Source organism: Enterococcus sp. C63 (assembly GCF_040887215.1).
GTDB classification, from domain to species: domain Bacteria; phylum Bacillota; class Bacilli; order Lactobacillales; family Enterococcaceae; genus Enterococcus_B; species Enterococcus_B hirae.
Genome location: NZ_JBFOFI010000003.1, coordinates 376,900 through 403,235, shown reverse-complemented (window position 1 = coordinate 403,235; position 26,336 = coordinate 376,900). Strand labels below are relative to the sequence as shown.

The following is a 26,336-nucleotide window of genomic DNA, read 5'->3' as shown; positions in this document are numbered from 1 at the left end:
CCCCATAAGTTTATCTTATGTGTGTGTTCGTTGTAAAAAACGAACAAGGTGATTCCGGCATAGCTCAGTTGGTAGTAGCGCATGACTGTTAATCATGATGTCGTAGGTTCGAGTCCTACTGCCGGAGTATTTAGACACGATAGAATTTCTATCGTGTTTTTTTGTCTTTATATATTTTGGTCACAGTATAAGACTAGTTAATTTATCAGTGCGATTGAACAATAGTTTTTTCTTAATGGATGCGATTAGACTGGTATTTCAAAAGATAACTTTTAACAAAAGGAATAGTTTAGGCGGGAACTGAGCAGATGGTTCGCTTCATAGAAAGAAACGTGCTAGCATCGTAAGGTAATGAGAGTTGGAGGTGGAAGGTAATATGTATTTAAAAATCTCTGAAAAAGCGCAGGAAAGATTAGAAAAGTATATCCAAGAAGGTGCCACCATCATTCTTGACCTAGATGATGGTGTGGGTAAGTATTCTAAGATGGGTGTGTGTTCGTTAGATACGAGCTTCCGTCTATTGTTATTAGCTAGCAAACAAGAGAAAACAGACTATCCAATGAAGATTGACAGTGATATGGGAGCCATTTATATCAAAGACTATTCAAAAATGTACATGGATGAAACGATGATGTTAACTTTAGACCCCCGTTTAAATAGTTTTAAACTTGAATCCCCTAGTGGAACTTTGGATAACCAAGTCCCTCTAGTTGATTTACGCCCTTAAAGACATGCAGTTGTGACAGCAGTGTTTAGCACTGAGAAATAAGCTGGAAAATCCAAAAATAGTTCTTCTTATTTTTTGGATTCTCCAGCTTATTTTCGATACTACTTGGAACATCGTAGATCAGAGGATGCGAAAAGAGCGTTCTGATCTGAGCGCTCACTAAGTAGAAACTGCGATGAGTAATTGCAGGGCCAATAAGGATGGGGATCTTGAAACAGCTTCTCATATTATGAAAAATTCAGGCTTATTGCAAGGAGTGGTTGATTGAACACTGTTTACTCGTTATTAGAGTAAACGTAAGATTTATATCTAAGGCTCTAGTCCTTTACGTTTATTTACAACTATCTATTCATTACAGCTTAGTTTTGTTAGCTATAAAATCATATAGTATTTAAAAAAATGAAGATAAAAAAACAACGTAACCTTATTGTTAAAACAACAGGTTACGTTATCTAAGTAAGCCACTTGCCGGGCTTGAACCGGCGACCTCTTCCTTACCATGGAAGCGCTCTACCAACTGAGCTAAAGCGGCATGATTTCTTAATACAAGTAATAGAATAACGAAAATAATCAATTTTGTCAATATCTAAAACAAAAAAAATTTGGTTTCATAGGATGATCATTCTAAATTGTATAAATAACAAATTTTGGGCAGTGATTTTTGTGAAAAAACAAAAAAATATGTAAAAAAAGTATTGCGTTATTTAAGATAAATTGATATTATATGCATGTACTTGATTCCGGCATAGCTCAGTTGGTAGTAGCGCATGACTGTTAATCATGATGTCGTAGGTTCGAGTCCTACTGCCGGAGTACTTCAACCACAGCCTCTAAGCTGTGGTTTTTTTGTTATTCTCAAAAACTTTTGAGAATAACAAAAAAGGGTTGTCGTGAGGGGGATTCAGTCGATTTGTTGTAACGATTAAAAGTGAGTCGTTGTATTTCAAACCACTTAAGGGTAGAATTAAAGATATATTTTTGATTGGAAGGATGATTGGATGAAAGCTATTACACCTGAAATGACGAAAAAATTTGCAAAAGGTTTTGAAGAAAACAACAAGCAACAAGCTCTACAAAGAGCGGTAGTAAAAAATGGGATCACCGCTTCTGCTGAAAATGTGGCTGCCCATGTGTCTAATACACCGGTTTTTTCAATTGATTTATCAACGGGAAAGGTTTCAAATCAGAAACAATCTGGTCGTTGCTGGATGTTTGCAGCATTAAATACTTTCCGACATAAATTGCTCAATCAATTCCATTTGAAAGAATTTGAATTATCACAAAACTATACGTTTTTCTGGGACAAATATGAAAAAGCTAATTATTTTTATGAAAATATTATCGCAACAGGGAATGATGCCTTAGATAGCCGAAAAGTAGCCTTTTTATTAACAACCCCACAACAAGATGGCGGACAATGGGATATGATCGTTTCCCTCTTCCAGAAATATGGTGTAGTTCCTAAATCTGTTATGCCAGAAAGTGCAAATAGTTCAAATTCACGAGATTTAAATAATTACTTGAATAAATTGTTGCGTAAAGATGCGACGGTCTTACGTGAAATGATTGCCGGTGGTGAAACTGCTGAAGCGATTCAAGCAAAAAAAGAGGAAATGCTAGAAGGAATCTATCAATTTTTAGCCATCTCCTTAGGAACACCACCAAAAGAATTTGATTTTGAATACCGTGACGAAGAAAACAATTATCATATTGACCAACAGCTTACACCTCAACTCTTTTATGATAAATATATTGGTGTAAAACTAGATGATTACGTTAGTATCATCAATGCACCGACAAAAGACAAACCTTTTGATCGTTCTTACACTGTAGAAATGTTAGGTAATGTGGTTGGCGGGAAAGAAGTTCGTTATTTGAACGTAGATATGTCAACGTTTAAACAGTTGGCTATTGCCCAACTGGAACAAGGAGAGTCTGTTTGGTTTGGTTGTGATGTCGGACAATCTTCAACTAGAGATAGTGGGGTCATGGCACTGGATGTTTACGACATGGATGACTTATTCGATGTAGATTTTACGATGACTAAAGCACAACGTTTAGATTATGGTGAAAGCTTAATGACCCACGCGATGGTATTGACGGGAGTCGATCTTGTTGATGGGAAATCAACGAAATGGAAAGTCGAAAATAGCTGGGGAGAAAAAGTTGGCAATAAAGGATTTTTTGTAATGAGTGACGATTGGATGAACGAATACACGTATCAAATCGTTGTTCGCAAAGATTTGTTGTCGAAAGAGCAACTCCAAGCCTTCAATGAAGAACCAATCGTTTTAGCTCCTTGGGATCCAATGGGCGCATTGGCTTAAAAAACTGATTCTACTCAAAGTATGAAGAAAATAGACGAATTGGTGTCTCAGATTACTGAAAAAGAAAGTAAATGAGGGATTGAAAGAAAGACGAGGTTAGTCTTCGAAATTAGTAGGGTTGCTAATTTTGAAAGAAGCCTCTCTTTTTTTGTCTATAAATATGAGCAATGGACTTTTACTGTTGAACAAAGAGTTACTAGACTCATTTTCTTTGTTTTAGATTCTCTGTGATATAATGATAGCTAACAAATAGGTTGGAAAAGCATGTAAGGAGGAGTAGAGATGAATATTCAGTCGGTGTTAGCAGAAATCCAATTAGAAGGCAAAGTGATACCTATCACTGGTGGGGACGTTAATCAAACGTATCGAATTGAAGAGCAAAATAAATCATATTTCTTAAAGCTTCATCCTAATATTGGAAAGTCTTTTTTTGAAGCGGAAGTGGATGGGTTAAAAGAACTAGCTCCCTACGTTCGAGTACCTGAAACTTACATGCTGGGTGAACAAAAAGATGGTGCCTATCTTTTGATGGAATGGATCGAACCTGGCAAAGGAGATCAAAAAGATCTAGCAGTTTCTTTGGCGAAATTGCACAAGGTAACCGCTCCGCAATTTGGGTATCGAAAGGATAACTATTTAGGGACCGTTCCGCAATTCAATCATGTGGAAGAAGATTGGTGGCTTTTCTTCTTTAAAAATCGTCTAGAAAGTCAAATTGCTTTGGCACAAAAAAACAACCATTGGAATCAAAACCGCCAAGAAACATTTATTTCTTTTAAGCAATACGTGTTAGAAAACTTTAGTGATAAAAAGATTGTCCCTAGCCTCTTGCATGGCGACTTGTGGAGTGGTAATGTGTTCTTTGATCAGCAAGGAGAACCAGTCTTCGTTGATCCAGCCGTTTCTTACGGTGATCGTGAGCAGGACATAGCTATGAGCCAGCTATTTGGTGGGTTTCGTCCAGAGTTTTTACAAAGTTATCAAATGGTCTATCCTTTGGAAAAAAATTGGGAAAAACGATTGCCGATTTACCAGTTATATTATTTGTTAGCCCATCTAAATATGTTTGGGGAAAGTTATGGTTCACAAGTGGATCAATTATTAGCGAAAAGATAAGAGGAGGGTGTTTTTTTGGCAAAGAGATATACAAAAAAACATGAAGTTTCATATTATGAATGTGACATTAATCAGACCATGACATTTCCATCAATGTTAGGAATCGTGATCAAGACATCAGAAGATCAAAGTGATGCGCTTGATCGTGGCAGTAAATTTGTCAATAGTTTTGGACTGACTTGGGTCATTACCAATTATTCAATGACAATCACTCGTTTGCCAAAAGTAGGAGAGACGATTTCTATAACAACACAAGCCATGGAGTACAATAAATTCTTTTGTTATCGTAATTTTTGGATTCATGATGAAGAAGGCACAGAACTGGTGAAAATAGAATCAGTTTTTGTATTAATGGATTTTGTGAATCGGAAAATGAGTAGCGTCAATGAAGAAATTATTGTACCGTTTGAAAGCGAAAAAATCAAAAAAATCAAACGGCAAGAAAAAATAGAAAAGATTGAATCGGGCACGATGTTACCTTATCGCGTGCGTTTCTATGATATCGATAGTAACCAACATGTGAACAATGCCATGTATTTCAACTGGATTATTGATGTCTTAGGCTATGATTTCTTGACGACACATGTACCAGAAAAAGTTTTGATCCGTTTTGACAAAGAAGTGGAATATGGCAATGAAATTGAAAGTCATTATGAACAAGTAGAGATGGAACATGGTGTGAAAACAAGACATGAAATCAGAATGCAAGAACAACTCTATTGTGAAGCAAATATCACTTGGAAAAATAAATAAACTGCTAATAGCAAACGATGTTCCAATCGGAAAGAGGTTGTCGCAGAAGTGTCTAGCTCTGGGAAATAAGCAGGAACAACAAGCGGAAAAAGCTCAAAACAAAACTGTTTTGAGCTTTTTTGATTGATTGCCGAAGTGCTGAATAATAAAGAATTCTTTAGGTGTTCATACTTTTGGACATTCTAACATGGAAATAAGACTTTTGGATATCCAGTAATAGGTAAGGATCGATAACCTTCCATGATTGAAAAAAGAATGCGCAAAATTGGTTCAATTGCTAAACGAACTCTGGATTTTTTTAGAACGGAATTTTAATGTCAGGAATTTTCGTATGTGATTTAGCTATAACTTATTGAGTAATAAACGAAATCAATGATTGATCTTTTAACCCGTGATTCAAGGCAATCAGTAGTTTGATGCGAGCTTTTTGGCTATTGATGCTATTACAAAAAATAATCCCCATGTTTGCTAATTCTTTTCCGCCACCCTCGTAGTCATAAACAGGTTCTGCTATCCCATTAAAACACCGGGAAACTAAGACCACTGGGATTTTTTGTACTAATAATTTTTTCAAAGCTGTTACAGCTTGTGGTGGTAAATTGCCAGCTCCTAAAGCTTCGATCACTAGGCCATCTACTTTGGTATGGGCGATAGCTTCTAATAGATCACCTTGCATCCCCGCATAAGCCTTAACGATTGGGATCGTACCATTGACTGAAGTGATATCTAAGCGTGTAGTTTCTAGTAATTCTTGCATAAATAAGATCCGATGTTTTGTTACTAGACCAATTGGACCTAATGTGGGTGTACGAAAAGTGGCAACATTTGTCGTGTGGGTTTTGGTCACGTAACGCGCGGAGTGGATCTCATCGTTCATTACGACCAATACACCTTTTCCATTTGCTTCCTTACAACTAGCGACTCGAATAGCACTCTCGAAATTGTACAGCCCATCGCTCCCTAATTCGTTGCTGGATCGCATAGCGCCAGTTAGTACGATCGGCAGTTTATCTCCAATCGTCGTGTCTAAGAAAAAGGCGGTTTCTTCTAACGTATCTGTTCCATGAGTGATTACAACACCGTCAAACCCCAAATGATAGGCTTCCTTAATCCGTTTTTTTAAAATCAACATATGTTTAGGCATGATATGAGGTGAAGGAAGATTAAAGATATCTTCTATTACTAAATCAACATTTTCTGGAATTTCAATTTCAGCATCTAGCAAAGGATTCACAACATCAGGACTCACTCCACCAGTTAAAAGATTTTCTCTCATGGCAATCGTTCCGCCAGTGTGTAAAATTAGAATTTTTTTCATTTTTTTTCGGACTTCCTTACATATAATTTTGCATAGGCTTTAACGCTTATTGTATACTATATGAAAGAGTTTTGCTATCCGTGGCATTGAGCAATGAGTAGTAAATCTCACTATACATAGTTGATTTTTGGATGGAAAAGCAAAGGTGGCTTGAAATGATACGAATCGGATTAACCTCATTTAAAGAACATGATAAATTGACTGGAAAAAAGAATAACACACTTTATGAGTATGCTAGATATTTGCCATTAGTGGAGCTTGATACAGCTTACTATGGAATCCCAAGACGAACTTCGGTAGAAAAATGGGTGCAAGAGGTTCCAAATGATTTTCGTTTTGTTGTTAAGGCGTATCAAGGGATTAGTGGTCAAGGAGACTGGGAAAAATATTATCAAACAGAAGAAGAAATGATTGCTAAATTTCTGGAAGTAATGAAACCAATGAGTGATGCGAACAAGCTTTTTTGTTTTTTAGTCCAATTTCCAGCTTCCTTTAAATGCACCAAGGAAAGTGTACAATACCTACGTAAGCTTCGAAAATGGTTTGCTGGCTATCCGGTAGCAATCGAACTTCGGGACTTTTCGTGGTACAGCGAGGAATTCATTGAGCGCACGAGAAGCTTCATGACTCGAGCAGAATTTTCTTTGGCAGTAATTGATGAACCACAGTTGTTAAACACAACAGTTCCTTTTGACCCATTCATCACGAATCCAGACTTTGCTCTTTTCAGGTTTCACGGAAGAAATGCTCAAGGTTGGCAGGCCAATGATAAAGATTGGCGTAAAAAAAGAACTCTTTATCGCTATTCTGAGCAGGAACTGAGTGAACTAGCAACTGCTATTGATTCTGTTAGCTCAAAAACGAAAGAAATCGGAATTATCTTTAATAACAATTCTGGTGGAGATGCTGCAGAAAATGCGTTAGCTTTACAAAAAATATTAAAAATAAAACCGGAAGGCTTAAACCCACAACAAATGGATTTATTTTAGAGAGGGAGCGTTGAATGATCAAAGCAATTTTTTTTGATATTGATGGCACATTAGTCAACGACCGTTCAAAAGCACTTGCTTCGACTAAACGTGCGATTAGCTATGCTAGAAAAAATGGGATATTGTGTGGTGTAGCAACTGGGCGGAGTCCAGTTAAAATCAAAGAAGTGATTGATGAATTGGAATTAGATATGTATGTTGTCTATAATGGACAATTGGTATTTACTGCCGAACGAACGATTGTAGATCAACCATTTGATCAAGTCGTTTTAAGTAAGATCGTGGAATATGCTGATAAGAACCATCGCCAGATCATTTTTGGTGGAAGAGATCAACTAGCTGGTTCGACCACGATGCTATTAGGACAGTCGATTTTAATCAAACGTTTAGTTAGTTTATTACCAAAAAAATTTCCCGTTCGATTGATGAAAAAAGGACTGCAAATTTTTAGCCCACATCGACAGAAAAAGCGATATGAGGCACTGGAGATTCTTGATGAGCCAATTTACCAATGTATTTTATTGAGTCAGGAATCAGAACAAGAAAAATTAGAAGAGCGGTTCCCAGAGTGCAGCTTTCAACGGTCCAATGCGTATACCGTTGATATCATTCCAAAAGGTGGCTCAAAGCTTTCAGGAATTGCAGCCTTTGCCAAAGACATGGGGATCGAAATGACCGAGATCATGGCATTTGGTGATCATTATAACGACATTGAGATGCTGGAAGGTGTCGGAATCGGGGTTGCTATGGGGAATGCTCAAAAAGAAGTTAAGCAAGCTGCTGATTATGTGACGGATACCAATGAAAAAGACGGAATTTATCAAGGACTGAAGCATTATGGTTTGATTTACTAAAACAGTTGATAGACTAGACTTCAGTTAAAATGTTAAGAGAAGTAAGAAAAGAAGGTAGAAAAAGATGTCTGAGAAAACACCCTTTCAACAAGTAGAAGAGTTTCATAAAATTTTTGACCCTCGTTCACCTGATGTACCGACTGCATTTTCGAAACAAGCAGCCATTTATCGTGCAGAATTTAAAATCGAAGAATTAGTCGAATTGATTGCGGCCAATTGTCAGGGAGATCAGGAACAATTACACGAAGGAGTAACAGCTCTTCACGAAGCATTAGAGAAAGCAGAACAAAAAATGTTGACTAAAAAAGAATGGGGACAAGCACCTTTGATCGAGCAAGTCGATGCTTTAACCGATCTTTTATATTTTACTTATGGTTCTTTTTCATTATTGGGTGTTGATCCTACGAAGATATTTGAGATCGTTCACCAAGCAAACATGGGGAAATTATTCCCAGATGGTAAACCACATTATCATCCGGTCACGAATAAGGTATTAAAACCTGATAACTGGGAAGAGCAGTGTGCCCCTGAACCTAAGATCGCCAAAGAAATTCAACGGCAAATCGCCCAAGCGACTCGAAAGAAACAGTCTTGAATGGACGAAACAAACCAAAATAAACCGGCGTTTCATACTGGTTATGCTATTTTCTAGGTAGGAATAAAAGATTTTCGATGAAGTTAGTGAATGCTTAAAAATTGTGTGTTATAATTTACAATAGATGTCTTTTGCACGGAAGACGTATTTATTGTTTTATGCACAAAATTATTTAACTAAGCATAAAAAATAGATGCATATTGAAAACGGAGGTACCTTAAATGGGAAATAATGTTATCATCGGAATCGTCATAGCAATCATTATAGTCGCCCTAGTCGTCTTTTTGGTTAGTTACTATATGAAGAAAAAAAACCAAGATCGATTGGACGCCTTGGAAAAGCGCAAGGAAGAATTATTCGACTTGCCTGTGATTGAAGAAGTCGATGATGTTAAAAAAATGCATCTGGTGGGGCAAAGCCAAAATACCTTTCGTGAATGGAGTCAAAAATGGAATGACATATCCACTTCCTCGTTTGCTGAGTTAGAAAGTCAAATTTTTGAAGTAGAAAATCTTAATGAGAGTTTCCGATTTTTAAAAGGTAAAAAAGCTGTGATCGAAGCAGAAAAAACCATGGACCAAATGGAAAAGAAAGTTTCTGAGATTCGTGATGGACTAAAAGAGTTACGTGAAACAGAAGAACGTAATTCACTAGCGGTTCAGCAAGCTTTGGATGTCTATGAAGAACTGAAAGAAACAATCAGAGAAGATGAGCAAGAATACGGTCCTGCGTTTCCTGAATTACAAAAGCAAGTCAAGATGATCGAAAATGAATTCACGCAATTTGTTGCATTGAATACTTCAGGTGATCCTGTTGAAGCTCGAGAAGTTTTGGATAAAGCAGAAAAACATACGTATGAAGTTGAAGCTTTGATGAAAAAAGTTCCGCCGCTATTTGAAGATTTGAACACTACTTTCCCAGAACAACTGGAAGAAATCCAGCAAACTTATGAAAAATTGATGCAGGAACAATATGTTTTCCCAGAAGAAGATCTTGTTGGTGAGATTGAAAAAGTAAGCCATCGTATTGAAAGTTCATTAGCAAATCTTGAAAAAACAGAAGTTGAAACGGTTGAATTCGAGAATCGTGAAACTGCTAGTATGATTGATTCGCTCTACGACATTCTAGAGCGGGAAATGGAAGCCCAAAATTATGTCACAACCAATCAAGCAACCATTGAACAATACATCAAACATGCCACAAAAAACAATCGTCAATTATTGATTGAGTTAGATCATACTGCTCAAAGTTATGCGTTGAATCATAATGAAATTGGTCGAGTACGCGGATTCCAAACAGAAGTGGAAGAAATTGAACGTCAAAACGAACAGATGAAACCACAAATCCAGCAACACTTGCTACCATATTCTGAAGTACGGACTTTCTATAAAAAAGTATTCAAAGTTTTAGAAGATATCGAAAACCAACAAGTTGAAATCGATGACTCACTACACGAGTTAAGAAAAGGTGAAAAAGAAGCGCAAGAAAAAATCGATACGTTCGAATTTAAATTGCGTAATTTGAAACGTTTTGTGGAACAACAACGTTTGCCTGGTCTACCAAATGATTATTTAGAATTTTTCTTTGTGGCAACTGATCGTATTGAAGAGCTAAGTATCGTGCTAAATAAAATCAGAGTCAATATGGAAGAAGTCAATCGCTTAGTTACGTTATGTGAAGAAGATTTAGACTTACTTGATAAGAAAACGCATGATTTAGTGGATGCTGCAGCACTGACAGAACAAATGCTACAGTATGCAAATCGTTATCGCCACACACATGAAGAAATCAGAGAAGCAATTGATAAAAGTTATTACTTATTCAATAAGGAGCATCATTATCAAGAAGCTTTGGATGAGATCGGTACAGCACTCGAACGTGTTGAACCTGGTGCTTTCAAGCGAATTGAAGATTTTTATTTTAAGAATCCTGATTTAGTTTAATAAAACTAACTAAAAAGGCAACACTGGTCAATCCACCAAGTGTTGTCTTTTTTTCGTGTTCAATTGCACGAAACTTTCTGAAAAAACAACCTCCTCTTGAAAGCAATTGGGACAACCGTTATAATAGTAAAGAATTTCAAAAAAGAGGGGTTTCTTATGATATATTTTGATAATAGTGCGACAACCCCAATCTTTCCGCAAAGTTTAGATGCCTATATAAAGACAAGTCAGCGGATTATTGGGAATCCGTCAAGTTTGCATGATTTAGGCAATCAAGCAAACCGTTTGTTACAACAAGCTAGAAAACAAATTGCTGAGCTGATCACTGTTACTCCAGATGAAATTTATTTTACTTCTGGTGGGACAGAAGGCGATAATTGGGTACTTAAAGGGACAATGATTGAAAAACGTGAATATGGAAACCACATGATCATCTCTGGGATAGAACATCCTGCTGTAAGTGAAACAGCTGAACAACTTAAATCTCTAGGGGTAGAAGTTAGTATAGCGCCAGTAAATAATCAAGGATTTGTCATTGTTGATGAATTGAAGAAACTAATTCGTAAAGACACAGTATTGGTTTCAATCATGGCAGTCAATAACGAAATTGGATCAATCCAACCAATTTTAGAAATCAGTGAGTTGCTAAAAGAATACCCTAAAATCCATTTTCATGTGGATGCTGTGCAAGCAATCGGAAAAGTTTCTTTATCTGACTGGCTGACCGAAAGAGTTGATTTTGCGACGTTTTCAGCTCATAAATTTCATGGACCACGTGGTATAGGTTTTATTTATTGGAAGAAGGGACGACGTTTAGCACCGCTTCTTAATGGCGGTGGCCAAGAAAAAAATCAACGAAGTGGAACAGAAGATGTTCCTGCGATTGTCGCAATGGCGAAAGCCTTACGAATTGCACTGGATCGAAAACTTCAAAAGCCAGATCACACCAAACATTTAAAAGAGGCGTTGATCAACGCTTTGAAAGCCTATGAAAAAGTAACTATTTTTTCAGAGGGAGAAAATTATGCACCACATATCTTATGTTTTTCACTCAAAGGGATTCGAGGAGAAGTCCTTGTTCATGCGTTAGAAGAAAAACAAATATTTATTTCTACAACTAGTGCTTGTTCTTCTCGTAAACACCTTGCAAGTAGTACGTTGCATGCCATGCATGTGCCTGATGATTTAGCTACGTCAGCTGTTCGCATTAGTTTAGATGAAAGTAATTCTATGGCAGAAGTAGAACAATTTATGATCATTTTTAAACAATTATATAAGAAATTTTCAACCATCAATTAATCAATAAGGAGTGTTTTTGTGAAATATAGTGAAATCATGGTCCGCTATGGTGAACTGTCAACAAAAGGAAAAAACCGTAAAAGTTTTATTATGCAACTTGCTCAAAATGTTCGTCAAGCATTGAGTGATTTTCCCGAAATCAAGATCCATGCTGATCGTGACCGGATGCACCTACTGTTAAATGGTGCTGATAGTGCGTTAGTTATACCTAAATTGGCTAAAATTTTCGGTATCCAAAATTTCTCACCAAGTATTCGAATCGAAAAAGATGTTCAAAAGTTAAAAGATGCAGTTCAAGCTATCATGAAAGAAGTCTATACAGGAAAAGAAACCTTTAAAATTATTGCGAAACGTAGTGACCACGACTTTGAATTAACAAGTAATGAATTAAATCAAACGTTAGGAAATGCGGTGGTAGATATCTTCCCTGATATAGAAGCACAAATGCGTAAACCAGATATTCCACTACGGGTAGAAATCCGTCGAGATGCTGCTTACCTATCCTATGAAACGATTAAAGGAGCAGGCGGGTTGCCAGTGGGAACAAGCGGTAAAGGCATGTTGATGTTGTCTGGTGGAATCGATTCACCTGTGGCTGGTTATTTTGCCATGAAGCGTGGTGTCGAAATTGAAGCGGTCCACTTTGCTAGTCCACCTTACACGAGTGAGCAAGCATTACAAAAAGCAAAAGATTTAACAGCAAAATTGACTCCTTATGTCGGTAAAATCGAGTTTATCGAGGTACCGTTTACTGAGATCCAAGAAGAAATCAAGAAAAACATTCCACAAGGGTACTGGATGACGATTACTCGACGGATGATGCTGCGATTAACGGATGAGATCCGCCGATTACGCCATGGGTTGATTATCCTTAATGGGGAGTCTTTAGGACAAGTAGCTTCGCAGACCTTACAAAGCATGGTTGCTATCAATGAAGTAACGAATACGCCTATCATTCGTCCAGTTGCTACGATGGATAAATTAGAAATCATTGAAGTAGCTGAACAAATCGATACCTTTGAGCTTTCAGTCCAACCATTTGAAGATTGCTGTACGATTTTTGCCCCACCTCAACCAAAGACTCGACCACGCCTTGATAAAGTTCATCAATACGAAGAACGTTTACCAATCGAAGAAATGATCGAACGAGCTCTTTCTGGTTTAAAAATGGAAACGATCCATACAGCTACCGAAGCTGAACAAGTAGAAGAATTTGCTGATTTGTTATAAGAGTCTTGAAATTATCGTGGAGCTTTGACAAGAATAAGAAAGTAGATTGAACCGTTTTTTTATGTTTAATAAAACAGACTTTAAAAACATTACTTTTTATTTGTTCTTACACTTATTTAAGAGTCTGGGGTCAATCCCAGACTCTTTTTTATGTTCCCTACTGTTGCTCTAAGAGAGGATAAATGATAAACTGACTATGTGAAGAAATTAACAAAGGGGTTTGAAGATGGGAGAAAAAATAGCGGTTTTACCAAAAGCAACAGCTAAAAGACTACCTTTATATTTACGTTATTTAAAAATGCTCAATGATTCAGGTGTGAAGCGGATTAAATCAAATGAATTTAGTCAAATCACCCAAGTACCTTCTGCGTCGATCCGTAGAGATTTTTCATATTTAGGTGAGTTGGGGCGCAGTGGCTATGGTTATGAAGTGCCTTATCTGATCGAAGTATTTGATCGGATCTTAAAGACGGAAGAGGAAAAACGAATTGCCTTAGTTGGGTATGGGAATCTAGGGAAAGCTTTAAAGCACAATAATTTTAGAAGAAATGAAAATTTGAATATCGTCTGTGTATTTGACAATGACCCTAAAATCGTCAACCAAGAAATCGATGGTCAATTCATTTATCCAATCGAACAGTTTGGCGAAATCGTCAAAAAAGAAAAAGTAACAGTTGCGATTTCAACGGTTCCAAGTAAACACTCCCAGTCAGCAATCGATGAAATTGTGAAAGGTGGCGTATCAGCGATCTTAAACTTTGCTCCTGACCGAGTGATCGTACCCAAGCATGTGAATATTCAATACATTGATTTGACGACAGAATTGCAAACGCTTATATTTTTTAACGAGAAATATTCAGAATTTTTTTTATGACAATCCATAGTTTTAGCGCTTAGAGCCAATGTTTCTAAGCGTTTTTTTATAACGCATGTTTATATCTATTTTTGTTTGTTTACAATCATAATACTGATATAATAGCTTTCAGTTCATTGTATCATCGTGTGCAGGGATTATAAAATAACTTGTTTTTTTGAAAGAAAAAACCTTTTTTTAGGAGTGAATGACAGTAATAAAGATGAATGCAATGGATAGAATCACTGTTGTAAGAAAAAAGTTAATCTGAAGGAGGCGGTTATGAAACAAGTTGGAGTAAAAAATACTAATGAAGTTTAAGATTTGATTGAATGTACATAAAAGGAACAATCCTTAATTCTTATGATTCAGGCTAGATATGAATGTCTAGCAAAACAGACAAGCCACGGATGCCATAACGAAAAAAATGTAAAGGATGGTAAAAATGAATCAAGAGAAGGTAAAAAATACAATTCTTATGGAAATGGAACGGTTTTCGGACAAAACAAGTGAAGGATACCACCAAATGAAAGCAGTGTTGAATAAATTCCCTTACAAAATAACTGCAGACTATCAGCAATTACTGGATACATTAAGAGGGGGGACGGCAATTAACAGATTTGAAACTCTTGATGAGCTGATAATGATGCTGAAACAAGAGAGAGTAATAACGAGAGAGATCGTGGAATCTTGTCTCTATTTTCAACAAAATTCTGATAATGTAATAAATCAGATTCATCTTTTTGATCTTCTAATGGTTCCAACTAGAAATCTGACAGAACAGCTCAACTTATTAACATCTTTAACTAATAGTTTATCTGTGGATGGTGATAAATTTTTTCATGAGAATGTTTTGTTTAGTATTAATAAAATAAAATTATCGACAGATGAAATCGAGAAAAAAATTAAAGAGATATGTATAGAATTACAATATGGCATGGACTCAGCTAAAGTCAAAGAGGATATTTTAGCTCGCACATTTGAACTATTAAACGAGGGCAGTGTAAAATACCAACAATTAGTCAATATGGAGCTAGATTATGAAGAAGGATGTAGAGAAATCGTAATTGATGGATTTTTTGGAATGATGCCTGACCCTGATGATAAGTATAAATGGTTTTTTGACTTTTTGAGAGATGATAAAATAATTTCTAAACTTCTCCAAAGAAAGAATTTATCAGAAGCTGAAAAAAAACATATATTTCTATAGCTACAAATCATAGTGATTCGCCGTTTATTGGTAATAGCATTCCATATTTTAAAAAAATAAATTTAAAAGAAAGTACCATAATCACAAAAAAAAGAATCCTTGATCAAGAGCTCGTTTATTTGATTGCTAAAGAAGTAACCCCAGAGTTGGCTGTAAAATATGATGAAATATTAAGAGGAGAAGAACAAGGAACAGTTGAGGTGATGACACAAATTTATGTTGAGTCTCAGTCCACATTAGTAAAAGAGTCTGTTAGGCAACATGTCAATACTTCCTTCAAAGAAACGGACCGTTTAGAATTTTATAAAAAAAGTATCATCGAAAAACTAAAAAAAGAAAATCGATCAGATTTAGGGGGTCAATTAGAAGATTTATTGAATAGTGGGGCAAAAATAGACCGATTTGATAGATTCTATAGATTATTGAATTCTCCAGAGTCAAAAAAACAGTTATCCTATTTAGGGAGACTTGTTTTTGGTGAAAATCAATGGCACAAATTTGAAACAGTTCAGGCATTTAAAGAAGAATTAAAGGAGACAGAAGCAAAAAAAAATAGTTCCTTATCGGAAATGATGAAAAAAGATCTGAGTGAAATCGAAAATCAGCGACACATGAATGGACTTCGATCAATTGATAATAAACTGGAGAACAATGACTATCTCAAACAATTAAAACCCGAGCAGATCGCAACGATTATGCTTCAGTTAAAAGTTAATCACCCAAACTGGACGGAAAAAAACTTTGAACAAGTCAATAATCAATTAAGCACTTATTTAAATGAAGAGGATAAGATTCAAACAAACAAAATTTTGAATGAAAAAGAAGTGATCTTAAGAATATCCGCAATAAGCATGGAAATGGGAGAAAAAGCACAAACTATAATACTTGCCCCTATTGATAAAATAAAAGGTCTTGATATAGTGGGGGAAGTAAGAAAAGATTTAAAAAAACAAAAAGTAGATTACCTTTTTCCTATAATACTGGAAACGATTAATCATACACTAAGTGAAGAAGGAATTGATTGTTCGAATCGTTCGGATAGGGAAAAAGCATTAAATCTATTACAAGATTATCAGACAAAAAAAGAAATACTTCCAAAAATCGAAGAAGCACTCCAGCAAAAAAAGGAGGGAGAGACTTTATCAACAGTCATTTATTCTGTAATGAGTAGAGAATGGGGAAATTCAAGTGATGTAACTGATTTAAAAAAAAGGTTTGGGGATGACGGAGAAGGACTATTAAAGGAAACCAAGGACCTTTCACAAGCTGAGTCTCTCCTTCAATCAATTAAAGAAGCACTTCGTTCACAAAATATTAATTTTACTGAATCAGATGTCATCAATTAGACGGAAAAATGTTTATCAATGGATGAAAAAAAGCGGCAAAGGGAATCCCAAGTTGTAATAAATAAGATTAAAAATAGTTTATTGAAGATAAAAAATAAAAAAAATACAAAACAAGTCAGAGTCAATAAAGTAATTGAGACGTTTCAAAAAGATTTAAATAATAAAAAAGAAGAAATTAAAAAACAAATGAAATATAGTGTGATTGAGGTGTACGAATTTAGAGATGATCGACTTAGTATAGAGGAGCAATTTTCAAATATCCTTAATCAAAAAGAAAAGATACAACATTTTATACATACATATCCCAAATTAAAAAGTGTCATTGACGAGTGTAGCAAACAAATTCCTTTAGTTTCTGTTGATCTTAAGAAGGTAACGATTAATGAAGTTGAGGGTAACAATAATAAATATTTTAAGAATCTTAATCAGGTGCTGACTCCATTCGAAAGGGAGTGGTGGCAACAGGAAAGCGATAAGATTAAGCAGTTTATAAATACTTACGTAAGTCCGAATAACCTATTAGTGTCTGATGTGAATCGACAGATTGAAGAATTACTAATCAAGGATGAGCATTGTTGTTCCCAGGTTGTTTTGTCTTTCTTGGTATATTCATCTGGTGTATTTAAAAATATAAATCCTAAATACACGGCAGGGTATCTTAATAAAGACTCAGAACACCAACAGAATCGAGGGAAAATTAAAAGACTAGTTGAGAGTTTCGAGAAATTACACTCACATAGACAGGAAATGAAGCAACTTAAAGAACTGAATATAGATGTTGAACCAACTCCAATGCCTCAGGGAACAAGTAATCAGTCTCTAATAAGTAATTCAGTACAGGAACCAGAGAGAAAAAAGGAGCAACCTAAAGAAAAGTCTGCAGGTATTGAACCAACATTAACACCTCTCGGAATCAGTAATCACTCTCTAACAGATAAACAAACCAAAACGCCCCTTGTAATAAAAAAACAAACATTCGAGGAGCAAATGAATCAGTCTACAAATGTGGCTGATAGTCTAAATCAGGAGAAGTCCGCTGGTATTCAATCAATACCAATTCCCAAGGAAATCAGGGATCAATCTCTAACAAATAAATCACCTCAAACGCCCAATAGTCACCCTGTAATAAAAATTCAAACACTAGAGGAGCGAATGAATCAGTCTACAAATAAGGCTAATAATCTAAATGAGATGAAGGAAGCAGGAAAAAATCAGTCTTCTGTAAGAGAGTTAAAAAATTAATTTGAACAGTCACGTTCTGAATAAGCAAACATTGTCACTACTGCTTATTGTTTAGTCAATTATTTATAATAGGCGAATCATAAGCCTGAAGAGGTACTATTTAGGGAAATACGATTCTTACCGTCTTTTATTGACTTTAAAATTGAACCATTGTAAAATGAGGCATGACGTTGATCAAGAGGAGTAACTAGTTACAGCCTTTTAGAGAGAGAACGAGATGGTGAGACGTTCTTAGGAGAGACTAGTGAAGGTAGCTTGGGAGTTTTTATCTTGAACCCTTTATCGTGTACAGCAAACCGATAAAACCTAGAGATAAACGAGTCGTGATCGTTAACTCACATGAGAGGTAGTAGGAAACTGCTACAAATTAGGTGGTACCGCGTAAATCAATACGTCCTAAAATACGAAAGTATTTTAGGACTTTTTTTATTTTTAAGGAGGACATCAGTATGACGGAAGAAAAAAATCTATCAACAAAATACAATCCGCAAGAAGTTGAAGCTGGCCGTTATGAAAAATGGTTGGAACAAGATTTGTTCAAACCAAGTGGCGATCAGAAAGCAAAACCCTATTCAATCGTAATCCCCCCACCAAATGTTACAGGAAAACTTCACTTAGGACATGCCTGGGATACGACTTTACAAGACATGCTGATTCGTCAAAAACGGATGCAAGGTTTTGATACCCTTTGGTTACCTGGAATGGACCATGCAGGGATCGCTACACAGGCAAAAGTAGAAGAAAAACTTCGTCAACAAGGAATTTCACGTTATGACTTAGGACGTGAAAAATTTGTGGATCAAGTATGGGAATGGAAAGAAGAGTATGCAAGCCATATCCGTGAACAATGGGCAAAAATGGGCTTATCTCTCGATTATAGTCGTGAACGTTTTACACTAGACGATGGCTTGTCAGAAGCTGTTCGTAAAGTATTCGTAACACTTTATGAAAAAGGCTTGATTTACCGTGGTGAATACATTATTAACTGGGACCCACAAGCACGCACTGCTTTATCGGATATCGAAGTGATCCACAAAGAGATTGAAGGTGCTTTCTACCACATGAGCTATGAACTGGCTGATGGTTCGGGTGTAGTGGAAATTGCAACGACTCGTCCAGAAACTATGCTAGGTGACACAGCGATTGCTGTACACCCAGAAGACGAGCGTTATCAAGCGTTGATCGGCAAAAAAGTAATTTTACCATTAGTAAATAAAGAAATTCCGATTATTGCAGATACGTATGTTGATATGGAATTTGGAACAGGCGTAGTGAAAATTACACCTGCGCATGATCCAAATGACTTTGAGGTAGGTAACCGTCATGATCTGCCACGTGTAAATGTGATGAACGAAAATGGAACGATGAATGACTTAGCTGGAAAATATGCAGGTATGGATCGTTTCGAAGCACGTAAAGCGATTGTCTCTGATTTGAAGGAAATCGGACGATTGATCAAAATTGAAAAAATGATCCATAATGTTGGGCATTCAGAACGTACGGGAGTAGTCATTGAACCACGCTTGTCCACACAATGGTTTGTTAAAATGGCTCCATTAGCTGAGAAAGCAATGAAAAATCAAGAGACTGATGATGCAGTTGAATTTTTCCCACCACGTTTTAATCAAACATTTTTACGTTGGATGGAAAATGTTCACGATTGGGTTATCTCTCGTCAATTGTGGTGGGGACACCAAATCCCGGCTTGGTACCATAAAGAAACGGGTGAAATGTATGTAGGGATGGAAGCTCCAGAAAATAGTGAAGAGTGGGTACAAGATCCAGATGTATTAGATACTTGGTTTAGTTCAGCATTATGGCCTTTTTCAACGATGGGATGGCCAGATGAAAATAGTGCTGATTATCAACGCTATTTCCCAACAAGCACATTAGTAACTGGCTACGACATTATCTTCTTCTGGGTTAGTCGAATGATTTTCCAAAGCTTAGAATTTACAGATCGTCGTCCGTTTGAAAATGTTTTGATTCATGGGTTGATTCGGGACGAGCAAGGACGTAAGATGAGTAAATCTCTTGGAAACGGCATTGACCCAATGGAAGTGATTGAAAAATATGGCGCTGATGCCTTACGTTGGTTCTTATCAAACGGTTCAGCACCTGGTCAAGATGTCCGTTTCAGCTATGAAAAAATGGATGCAGCTTGGAATTTCATTAATAAAATTTGGAATGCTTCACGTTTTGTTATTATGAACAGTGAAGGCATGACAGTTGAAGATATTACGCTAACTGGCGAGAAAACTGTGGCAGACCGCTGGATCTTGACACGTCTAAATGAAACGATTGCTAAGGTTACTGAACTCTTTGATCATTTTGAATTTGGGGAAGCTGGGCGTCAGTTGTATAACTTTATTTGGGATGATTTTTGTGACTGGTATATCGAGATGAGTAAAGAAGTCTTGTATGGTGATGATGCTGTCTCAAAACAAACAACACAAAGTATTTTGGTGCATACGTTAGATCAAATTTTGCGTCTATTGCATCCAATTATGCCATTTGTTACTGAAGAAATTTGGCAACACATCCCACATCAAGGTACTTCTTTAGTAGTTGCTGATTATCCGGTGGTTCATCCGGAATTTAATGATGAAACAGCTTCAAAAGGGATGGAAGTACTCAAAGAACTAATTCGTTCCGTACGTAACATTCGTTCTGAAGTGAATACACCATTATCAAAACCAATTACATTAATGATTAAGATCAATGATCCGAAAATCGGTCAATTCTTAACAGAAAATACCAGCTATATCGAGCGTTTCTGTAATCCAGAAGAGCTAACGATCTCAAGTGAAATCGTTGCGCCTGATCTAGCAATGTCAGCTGTATTGACAGGGGCAGAAATTTTCTTACCATTAGCAGGTTTGATCAATATCGAAGAAGAAATCAAACGGTTAGAAAAAGAACTAGCGAAATGGACAGATGAAGTGAAACGAGTACAAGGAAAATTAGGCAATGAACGCTTTGTTGCCAATGCGCCAGCAGAAGTGGTTGAAGCAGAGCGAGCAAAAGAAAAAGATTATTTGGACAAACAAGCAGCAGTTACAGAAAGAATCCGCAGCTTAAGAACAATCCAGTAATCTGACATTCGAACAATCGTACAAATGCAAAAGAGAGCGGAAAGTAGTTGAAAAACATTTCCGCTCTTTTTTTAAGTAAAAAGCAAGACGTCAGCACAAATAAGTAGAATCAGAATTGGCTATTTAGTATTTCTTCTTCTTTTACATACATTACGTCTTTTCCTGTGTTTCCGGTTGCTTTTTGCTATAATAAATATGGAATGGGGGAAACGTTGATGAAAATAGAAGAAGCAATCGCCTGGATCCATAGCCGCTTGCCATTTGGCTCTCGTCCGGGACTAGATCGAGTGGAGGCATTATTAGAGATAGTCGGGCATCCAGAAAAACAGGTGAAAACGATCCATATCGCAGGAACCAACGGAAAAGGTTCGACGGTTACGTATCTGAGATGTCTACTAGAAGAAGCAGGTCTGACAGTGGGGACATTTACTTCTCCGTATATTGAATCTTTTAATGAACGAATCTCGATCAATGGACAAGAAATTCCAGATCAAGACTTAATCAAGCTTGTACAAAAATACCGACCACTTGTTGAACATTTGGATCGATTTGAAGCAGTTGCCGGAATCACTGAGTTTGAAACGCTGACAGCAATGGCATTTGATTATTTTTTGTGTCAAAAAGTCGACGTTGCTATTATTGAAGTTGGGTTAGGCGGTTTACTAGACTCAACAAATGTTGCCGTACCATTACTTACAGGAATCACCACGATTGGCTTGGATCATACGGATATTTTAGGAGAAACAATTGAAGAAATCGCTGCCCAAAAAGCAGGAATAATCAAGCAAGGGGTGCCTGTCGTTACGGGAAATATCGAAGAAAGAGCTTTAGAAGTAATCAAAAAACAGGCTAGACTAAGAAATGCCCCCCTTCATATTTTTGGCGAAAACTATCAAGTTACTTATCAACATCCAGCTGAGCAATGGGGAGAAGTATTTTCATTTCATAATGAGCATGGAAAAATGACCTCGCTTACGATTGGCATGATTGGACAACATCAGACAGAAAATGCTGGTATGGCAATTGAACTATACCAAGTTTACTGCAAGATGACAGGTATACCATTTAGTGAAAAAGAAATTCGCAAAGGGCTGAAAAAAGCGCACTGGCCTGGACGAATGGAAAAATTAAGTGAAGAACCTTTTGTTATTTTAGATGGCGCTCATAATACACATGCAGTCAGCCGTTTGGTTCAAAATTTGAAGAAAGAGTTCAAAGATTATCGGATCAATATTTTATTTTCTGCACTAAGTACAAAAGATGTAGAAGCAATGCTAACCCAATTAAAAGCAGTTCCTAATGCGCATTTGTATTTAACGACGTTTGAACACCCGAAAGCATTGGATTTAAGCACCGTGACTGATCTTGTAGATGAAACAGTTTCAATTGTTTCATTATGGCAATTTGGTTTAGCTGAAATATTAGAAAAAATGACCAATGAAGATGTCTTAGTGGTTACAGGTTCTCTTTACTTTATTTCTGAAGTACGAACACTATTGTTACAGTTAGGAGGAAAAAATGAATTATAAAGCTGTCATTTTTGACATGGATGGGTTACTCTTTGACACAGAAATCGTCTACTATGAAGCCTCGCAAATGGTTGCTGATCAAATGGGCTTTCCTTACGACAAAGAATTGTATTTGAAATATCTAGGTGTATCAGATGAAGAGGTTTGGGCAAATTATCATCAGATCTTTGCAAGTTTTGGGAAAAATAATGTCCAAAAATTCATTAATGATGCTTATGAAGAAACGATCAGACGGTTTTCCTTAGGTGCAGTGCAATTAAAACCAGGAGTAATCGAATTACTGGATTTTTTAGAAGAACACCGAATTCCTAAAGTTGTCGCTTCTAGTAACCAACGTCATATTATTGAGCTATTGTTGGAAAAGAACCAACTGACAAACTATTTTGAAACGATTGTTTCAGCAGAAAATGTCAAACGTGCTAAACCTGATCCAGAAATCTTTTTGCTTGCCCATGAATATCTAGGAACGAAAAAACAAGAAACATTGGTTCTGGAAGATTCTAAAAACGGGATACTTGCAGCAGCAAGTGCGGAGATCCCAGTGATTATGATTCCAGATTTGTTGGCTCCTTCAGAAGACTTGCAACAAAAAACGTTAGCAGTTTTATCTTCTCTACACGAAGTACCAGGATATCTAAAAAAATAAAAATAGCTCCCCCCTTTTTTCGTATCTTATTAGTGAGAAGAAGAAAGGGGGGATTTTATGGAAAAAAATTTGCTGGATGCTGTGCCAGCAACCTCACTTCCAAGGGAGCGAATGTTGCTTTACGGAGAGAAAGCACTCTCTGATCAAGAATTACTTGCTATTTTATTACGCACGGGACAGCATCCCTATAATGTCTTGGAACTAGCAGGTAATTTGTTGAAAACATTTGGTGGACTTGCATTGTTAAGACAGGCAACGCTGTCTGAGCTGGAAAAAATACGAGGAATTGGTCAGGTTAAGGCTCTTGAAATCAAAGCACTGATCGAGCTAGGAAAAAGAATCCAAACACAGCATGTAGCGGTACAACCCACGATCCATGCCAGCTATGAATTAGCGCATCAATTGATCATAGAATTAAAGGATCACAAACAAGAACATTTGATTTGTATTTATTTGGATACTAAGAATCAAGTATTGTTGAAAAAAACGCTATTTATTGGTTCCCTGGATCAAACGATCGCACATCCAAGAGAAGTGTTCCATTATGCTGTTCGATATTCTGCAGCGAGAATTATTTTAGTTCATAATCATCCATCGGGGAATGTTCTTCCATCTAAACAAGACTTGCTTTTTACTAAAAGAGTTCAAAAACGTGGGGAGATGATGGGAATCGATGTCTTAGATCATTTGATCATTGGATGCAAACAGTATTTTAGTCTGAGAGAGGAGGGATTGATGGAAGAGGAATAAATTGAATAAGTGGAAGTAGCTTTCTTGCAAAAAAAAAGAACCAAGTGTACAATTATATTGTAATTTTGTTTGGGAATAGAAGTTGAAACATCTGTTGCACCTCTATCGTACGCGAGCAATGTTACAATCAATTAAGTGCTTAGGCACGAGGAGGGTATTATTAATGGAAAACGGAACAGTTAAATGGTTCAACGCTGAAAAAGGATTTGGTTTTATTTCACGTGAAGACGGAAGCGATGTTTTTGTTCACTTTTCAGCTATCCAAGGTGACGGATTCAAAACTTTAGAAGAAGGTCAAGCAGTGACTTTTGATGTTGAAGAATCAGATCGTGGCCCACAAGCTGCTAATGTTGAAAAAGCTTAAGTAGAGCGAGTAAACTAAATAAGTGTTGTTCACCTATTTAAACATGTTAAGAGCGTAAGTGATTACGCTCTTTTTTGTTACAAAAAAACTTATAATGGACAACTGCGCCGAACTTTACCCATCTATGTAGGTAGTCGGCGCATGCAGCCATTATAAGTTTTTCATTTATTTTTCTTCATCAGGTGTCATCACCATTGGAAGGATCATTGGATGTCTTTCTGTTCGTTCAAATAAGAAAGGTTGTAAAGCGCCTGTCATGGCTTCTTTCAGTTTATGTTCAGAGCAATCAGGAGCATTTAACACTTCACGCAATGCATGGAAAAGGATGCGTTGCGCCTCATTGATCATCTCACCTGATTCACGCATATAAACAAAGCCACGTGATAAAATATCAGGTCCCGCTAAAATTTCTTTCTTTTTGATGTCGACAGTAGCAACTGCCAGAACTAGTCCTTCTTCAGATAACAAATGACGGTCTCTCAAAACAACATTTCCAATGTCACCGATCCCGCTACCGTCGATATAGACGTCACCGGCAATAAAATGTCCGGCTGGACGAGCGGTTTCGCTAGTCAAAGCCAACACATCTCCATTTTCCATAATAAAGCAATTTTCAGCAGGTACACCGGTATCTTGAGCAAGGGAAGCATGGATCTTCAACATTCTGAATTCTCCGTGGACTGGAACAAAGTATTTAGGCTTCATCAAACGAAGCATCAGCTTTTGTTCTTCTTGACCACCGTGTCCAGAAGTATGGATATTGTTGATTTTCCCATGAATGACTTCTGCACCAGCTTCAGATAATAAATTGATCAAATGGTTGACGCTGGTAGTATTCCCAGGAATTGGTGAGCTTGAGAAAATGACGGTATCATCTGGTTGGATCTGGATTTGGCGATGGGTACCATTAGCAATACGACTTAAAGCAGCCATCGGTTCACCTTGAGAACCAGTACATAAGATCATCGTTTCATTCGCAGGTAATCGATTGATTTCATGTGCATCAACGAAGGTTCCTTCTGGGACTTTGATATAGCCTAAACGTTGGCCGTTAACGATCGCATTTTCCATACTGCGTCCAAAAACAGCAATTTTTCTGCCGGTAGCAACCGCTGCATCTGCTGCTTGTTGTAGACGGAAGATGTTTGAAGCGAAGCTGGCAAAAATGATCCGACCTTCGATTTTCTCAAAAATCTTTAGGATCGAAAGACCAATCGTTTTTTCTGATTTTGTAAATGTTGGGATCTCAGCATTTGTACTGTCTGATAGCAAGCAGAGTACGCCTTCTTCACCGATCCGTGCCATTTTGTGCAGGTTAGCAGGTTCACCGACTGGGGTGAAATCAAATTTAAAGTCACCTGTTGCAACGATATTACCAGAAGGTGTTTTTACAACGACACCCAACGCATCAGGGATACTATGGGTTGTTCTAAAAAAACTGACCGATGTTTTTCTGAAACGAATCACGGTATCTTCATTGATTTCATGCAATTGTGCATCTCTAAGCAATCCGTGTTCATCCAACTTATTGGTAATCAGTGCAAGCGCTAATGGCCCAGCATAAATAGGGATATTCGCTTGTTTCAACAAATAAGGAATGCCACCGATATGGTCTTCGTGTCCATGCGTGATCACCAGTGCTTTCACTTTGTGTATATTTTGAACGATATAGTTGTAGTCAGGAATTACGTAGTCAATCCCAAGCAGATCATCTTCTGGAAACTTGATTCCAGCATCAATGATAATAATCTCATCTTGGAATTGTACCCCATACGTGTTTTTCCCGATTTCACCTAATCCACCAATAGCAAAGACGCCTGTCTCATTATTTTTGATGGAAAGTTTCATTTTAAAACTCCACTAATGTGAATTCAGCATTTTCTTTTTCGTATTCTAGATGACTGCCTTCTAGAAGTTGAACGAATTCAATGTTGTATGGGGTATTTTCTTCCACTTGTTGACGTGCGTCAACATCACTATTTGCTTCAATGTAAAGTGATTTTGTTTCTTCCCGTTTAGGATTACGGATTTTTGATTCTTGATAATATACTTTGTAAATCATGTTTATGTCTCCTTTATCTGCATGTCGCAGTAATTTAGCTAGTTGATTTTTTTAGACAACACAAAACGAGGGGTCAAGCCACCTGTTT

At 36.9% G+C, this 26,336-nt stretch carries 22 protein-coding genes, 3 tRNA genes and 1 other annotated feature; of the genes, 21 read left to right on the top strand and 4 right to left on the bottom strand.

Going from position 1 to position 26,336, the window contains the following annotated elements; translation table 11 throughout:
• The first annotated feature begins 53 nt into the window (after positions 1-53).
• Positions 54-127, top strand: a tRNA-Asn gene (locus AB3H90_RS07270).
• A 249-nt stretch (positions 128-376) separates the two neighbouring features.
• On the top strand, positions 377-727 hold the full coding sequence (locus AB3H90_RS07265) for an iron-sulfur cluster biosynthesis family protein (RefSeq protein WP_368016462.1): 351 nt from the start codon (positions 377-379) through the stop codon (positions 725-727).
• 459 nt (positions 728-1,186) lie between these two features.
• Here the strand turns inward: AB3H90_RS07265 and AB3H90_RS07260 are convergent.
• Positions 1,187-1,259: transfer RNA gene (locus tag AB3H90_RS07260), tRNA-Thr, on the bottom strand.
• Positions 1,260-1,466: 207 nt separating this feature from the next.
• On the opposite strand from AB3H90_RS07260, the gene AB3H90_RS07255 reads away from it, so the two are divergent.
• The 4 genes from AB3H90_RS07255 to AB3H90_RS07240 all read left to right on the top strand — a co-directional run bounded on the left by AB3H90_RS07255 (position 1,467) and on the right by AB3H90_RS07240 (position 4,923).
• Positions 1,467-1,540, top strand: a tRNA-Asn gene (locus tag AB3H90_RS07255).
• A gap of 185 nt (positions 1,541-1,725) precedes the next feature.
• A complete protein-coding gene (locus AB3H90_RS07250; protein ID WP_010718740.1) occupies positions 1,726-3,054 on the top strand; it encodes an aminopeptidase C in 1,329 nt (442 codons plus the stop codon).
• A gap of 282 nt (positions 3,055-3,336) precedes the next feature.
• Entirely contained in the window at positions 3,337-4,170 is an 834-nt protein-coding gene (locus tag AB3H90_RS07245) for a fructosamine kinase family protein (protein ID WP_010718739.1), read from the top strand.
• Between the two features lie 15 nt (positions 4,171-4,185).
• The gene (locus AB3H90_RS07240; protein WP_368016461.1) at positions 4,186-4,923 is read left to right on the top strand and encodes an acyl-ACP thioesterase domain-containing protein; all 738 of its coding nucleotides are present in this window, start codon (positions 4,186-4,188) and stop codon (positions 4,921-4,923) included.
• 349 nt (positions 4,924-5,272) lie between these two features.
• On the opposite strand, the gene AB3H90_RS07235 is transcribed toward AB3H90_RS07240, so the two are convergent.
• On the bottom strand, positions 5,273-6,241 hold the full coding sequence (locus AB3H90_RS07235) for an asparaginase (protein ID WP_368016460.1): 969 nt from the start codon (positions 6,239-6,241) through the stop codon (positions 5,273-5,275).
• 155 nt (positions 6,242-6,396) lie between these two features.
• Between AB3H90_RS07235 and AB3H90_RS07230 the strand changes: the two genes are divergently transcribed.
• The 15 genes from AB3H90_RS07230 to AB3H90_RS07160 all read left to right on the top strand — a co-directional run bounded on the left by AB3H90_RS07230 (position 6,397) and on the right by AB3H90_RS07160 (position 24,186).
• Entirely contained in the window at positions 6,397-7,230 is an 834-nt protein-coding gene (locus AB3H90_RS07230; RefSeq protein ID WP_368016459.1) for a DUF72 domain-containing protein, read from the top strand.
• Positions 7,231-7,244: 14 nt separating this feature from the next.
• Positions 7,245-8,084 (top strand): Cof-type HAD-IIB family hydrolase, encoded by an 840-nt coding sequence (locus AB3H90_RS07225; protein ID WP_034698936.1) that lies wholly within the window; start codon positions 7,245-7,247, stop codon positions 8,082-8,084.
• 64 nt (positions 8,085-8,148) lie between these two features.
• Positions 8,149-8,679 carry a haloacid dehalogenase gene (locus AB3H90_RS07220; RefSeq protein WP_034698938.1) on the top strand — a complete coding sequence of 177 codons (531 nt, stop codon included), beginning with the start codon at positions 8,149-8,151 and terminating at the stop codon, positions 8,677-8,679.
• Positions 8,680-8,900: 221 nt separating this feature from the next.
• On the top strand, positions 8,901-10,622 hold the full coding sequence (locus tag AB3H90_RS07215; protein WP_010718733.1) for a septation ring formation regulator EzrA: 1,722 nt from the start codon (positions 8,901-8,903) through the stop codon (positions 10,620-10,622).
• A 156-nt stretch (positions 10,623-10,778) separates the two neighbouring features.
• Entirely contained in the window at positions 10,779-11,921 is a 1,143-nt protein-coding gene (locus tag AB3H90_RS07210; protein ID WP_368016458.1) for a cysteine desulfurase family protein, read from the top strand.
• Between the two features lie 18 nt (positions 11,922-11,939).
• Positions 11,940-13,151, top strand: a complete 1,212-nt coding sequence (gene thiI / locus AB3H90_RS07205; protein ID WP_010718731.1) for a tRNA uracil 4-sulfurtransferase ThiI — start codon at positions 11,940-11,942, stop codon at positions 13,149-13,151.
• 226 nt (positions 13,152-13,377) lie between these two features.
• Complete coding sequence (locus AB3H90_RS07200) at positions 13,378-14,025, top strand: redox-sensing transcriptional repressor Rex (protein ID WP_368016457.1); 648 nt, start codon at positions 13,378-13,380, stop codon at positions 14,023-14,025.
• A gap of 424 nt (positions 14,026-14,449) precedes the next feature.
• A complete protein-coding gene (locus AB3H90_RS07195; RefSeq protein ID WP_014834480.1) occupies positions 14,450-15,214 on the top strand; it encodes a hypothetical protein in 765 nt (254 codons plus the stop codon).
• Between the two features lie 119 nt (positions 15,215-15,333).
• A complete protein-coding gene (locus AB3H90_RS07190) occupies positions 15,334-16,560 on the top strand; it encodes a hypothetical protein (RefSeq protein ID WP_368016456.1) in 1,227 nt (408 codons plus the stop codon).
• Positions 16,561-16,578: 18 nt separating this feature from the next.
• Positions 16,579-17,802 (top strand): hypothetical protein, encoded by a 1,224-nt coding sequence (locus AB3H90_RS07185; RefSeq protein WP_368016455.1) that lies wholly within the window; start codon positions 16,579-16,581, stop codon positions 17,800-17,802.
• A gap of 161 nt (positions 17,803-17,963) precedes the next feature.
• Positions 17,964-18,204: a binding site (T-box leader), on the top strand.
• A 47-nt stretch (positions 18,205-18,251) separates the two neighbouring features.
• Positions 18,252-20,897 (top strand): valine--tRNA ligase, encoded by a 2,646-nt coding sequence (locus AB3H90_RS07180; RefSeq protein ID WP_010718728.1) that lies wholly within the window; start codon positions 18,252-18,254, stop codon positions 20,895-20,897.
• 215 nt (positions 20,898-21,112) lie between these two features.
• On the top strand, positions 21,113-22,426 hold the full coding sequence (locus tag AB3H90_RS07175) for a folylpolyglutamate synthase/dihydrofolate synthase family protein (protein ID WP_010738066.1): 1,314 nt from the start codon (positions 21,113-21,115) through the stop codon (positions 22,424-22,426).
• Positions 22,416-23,072: an HAD family phosphatase gene (locus AB3H90_RS07170; protein WP_010718726.1), complete on the top strand. Its 657-nt coding sequence runs from the start codon at positions 22,416-22,418 to the stop codon at positions 23,070-23,072. Before AB3H90_RS07175 ends, AB3H90_RS07170 begins: the two co-directional genes overlap by 11 nt.
• A 57-nt stretch (positions 23,073-23,129) precedes the next feature.
• Complete coding sequence (gene radC / locus AB3H90_RS07165) at positions 23,130-23,822, top strand: DNA repair protein RadC (protein WP_368016454.1); 693 nt, start codon at positions 23,130-23,132, stop codon at positions 23,820-23,822.
• Positions 23,823-23,985: 163 nt separating this feature from the next.
• Positions 23,986-24,186 (top strand): cold-shock protein, encoded by a 201-nt coding sequence (locus AB3H90_RS07160; RefSeq protein ID WP_010718724.1) that lies wholly within the window; start codon positions 23,986-23,988, stop codon positions 24,184-24,186.
• Between the two features lie 165 nt (positions 24,187-24,351).
• Here the strand turns inward: AB3H90_RS07160 and AB3H90_RS07155 are convergent, their stop codons facing one another.
• The gene (locus AB3H90_RS07155) at positions 24,352-26,034 is read right to left on the bottom strand and encodes a ribonuclease J (RefSeq protein WP_010718723.1); all 1,683 of its coding nucleotides are present in this window, start codon (positions 26,032-26,034) and stop codon (positions 24,352-24,354) included.
• 1 nt (position 26,035) lies between these two features.
• Positions 26,036-26,248, bottom strand: a complete 213-nt coding sequence (locus AB3H90_RS07150) for a DNA-directed RNA polymerase subunit epsilon (RefSeq protein ID WP_010718722.1) — start codon at positions 26,246-26,248, stop codon at positions 26,036-26,038.
• Between the last annotated feature and the right edge of the window lie 88 nt (positions 26,249-26,336).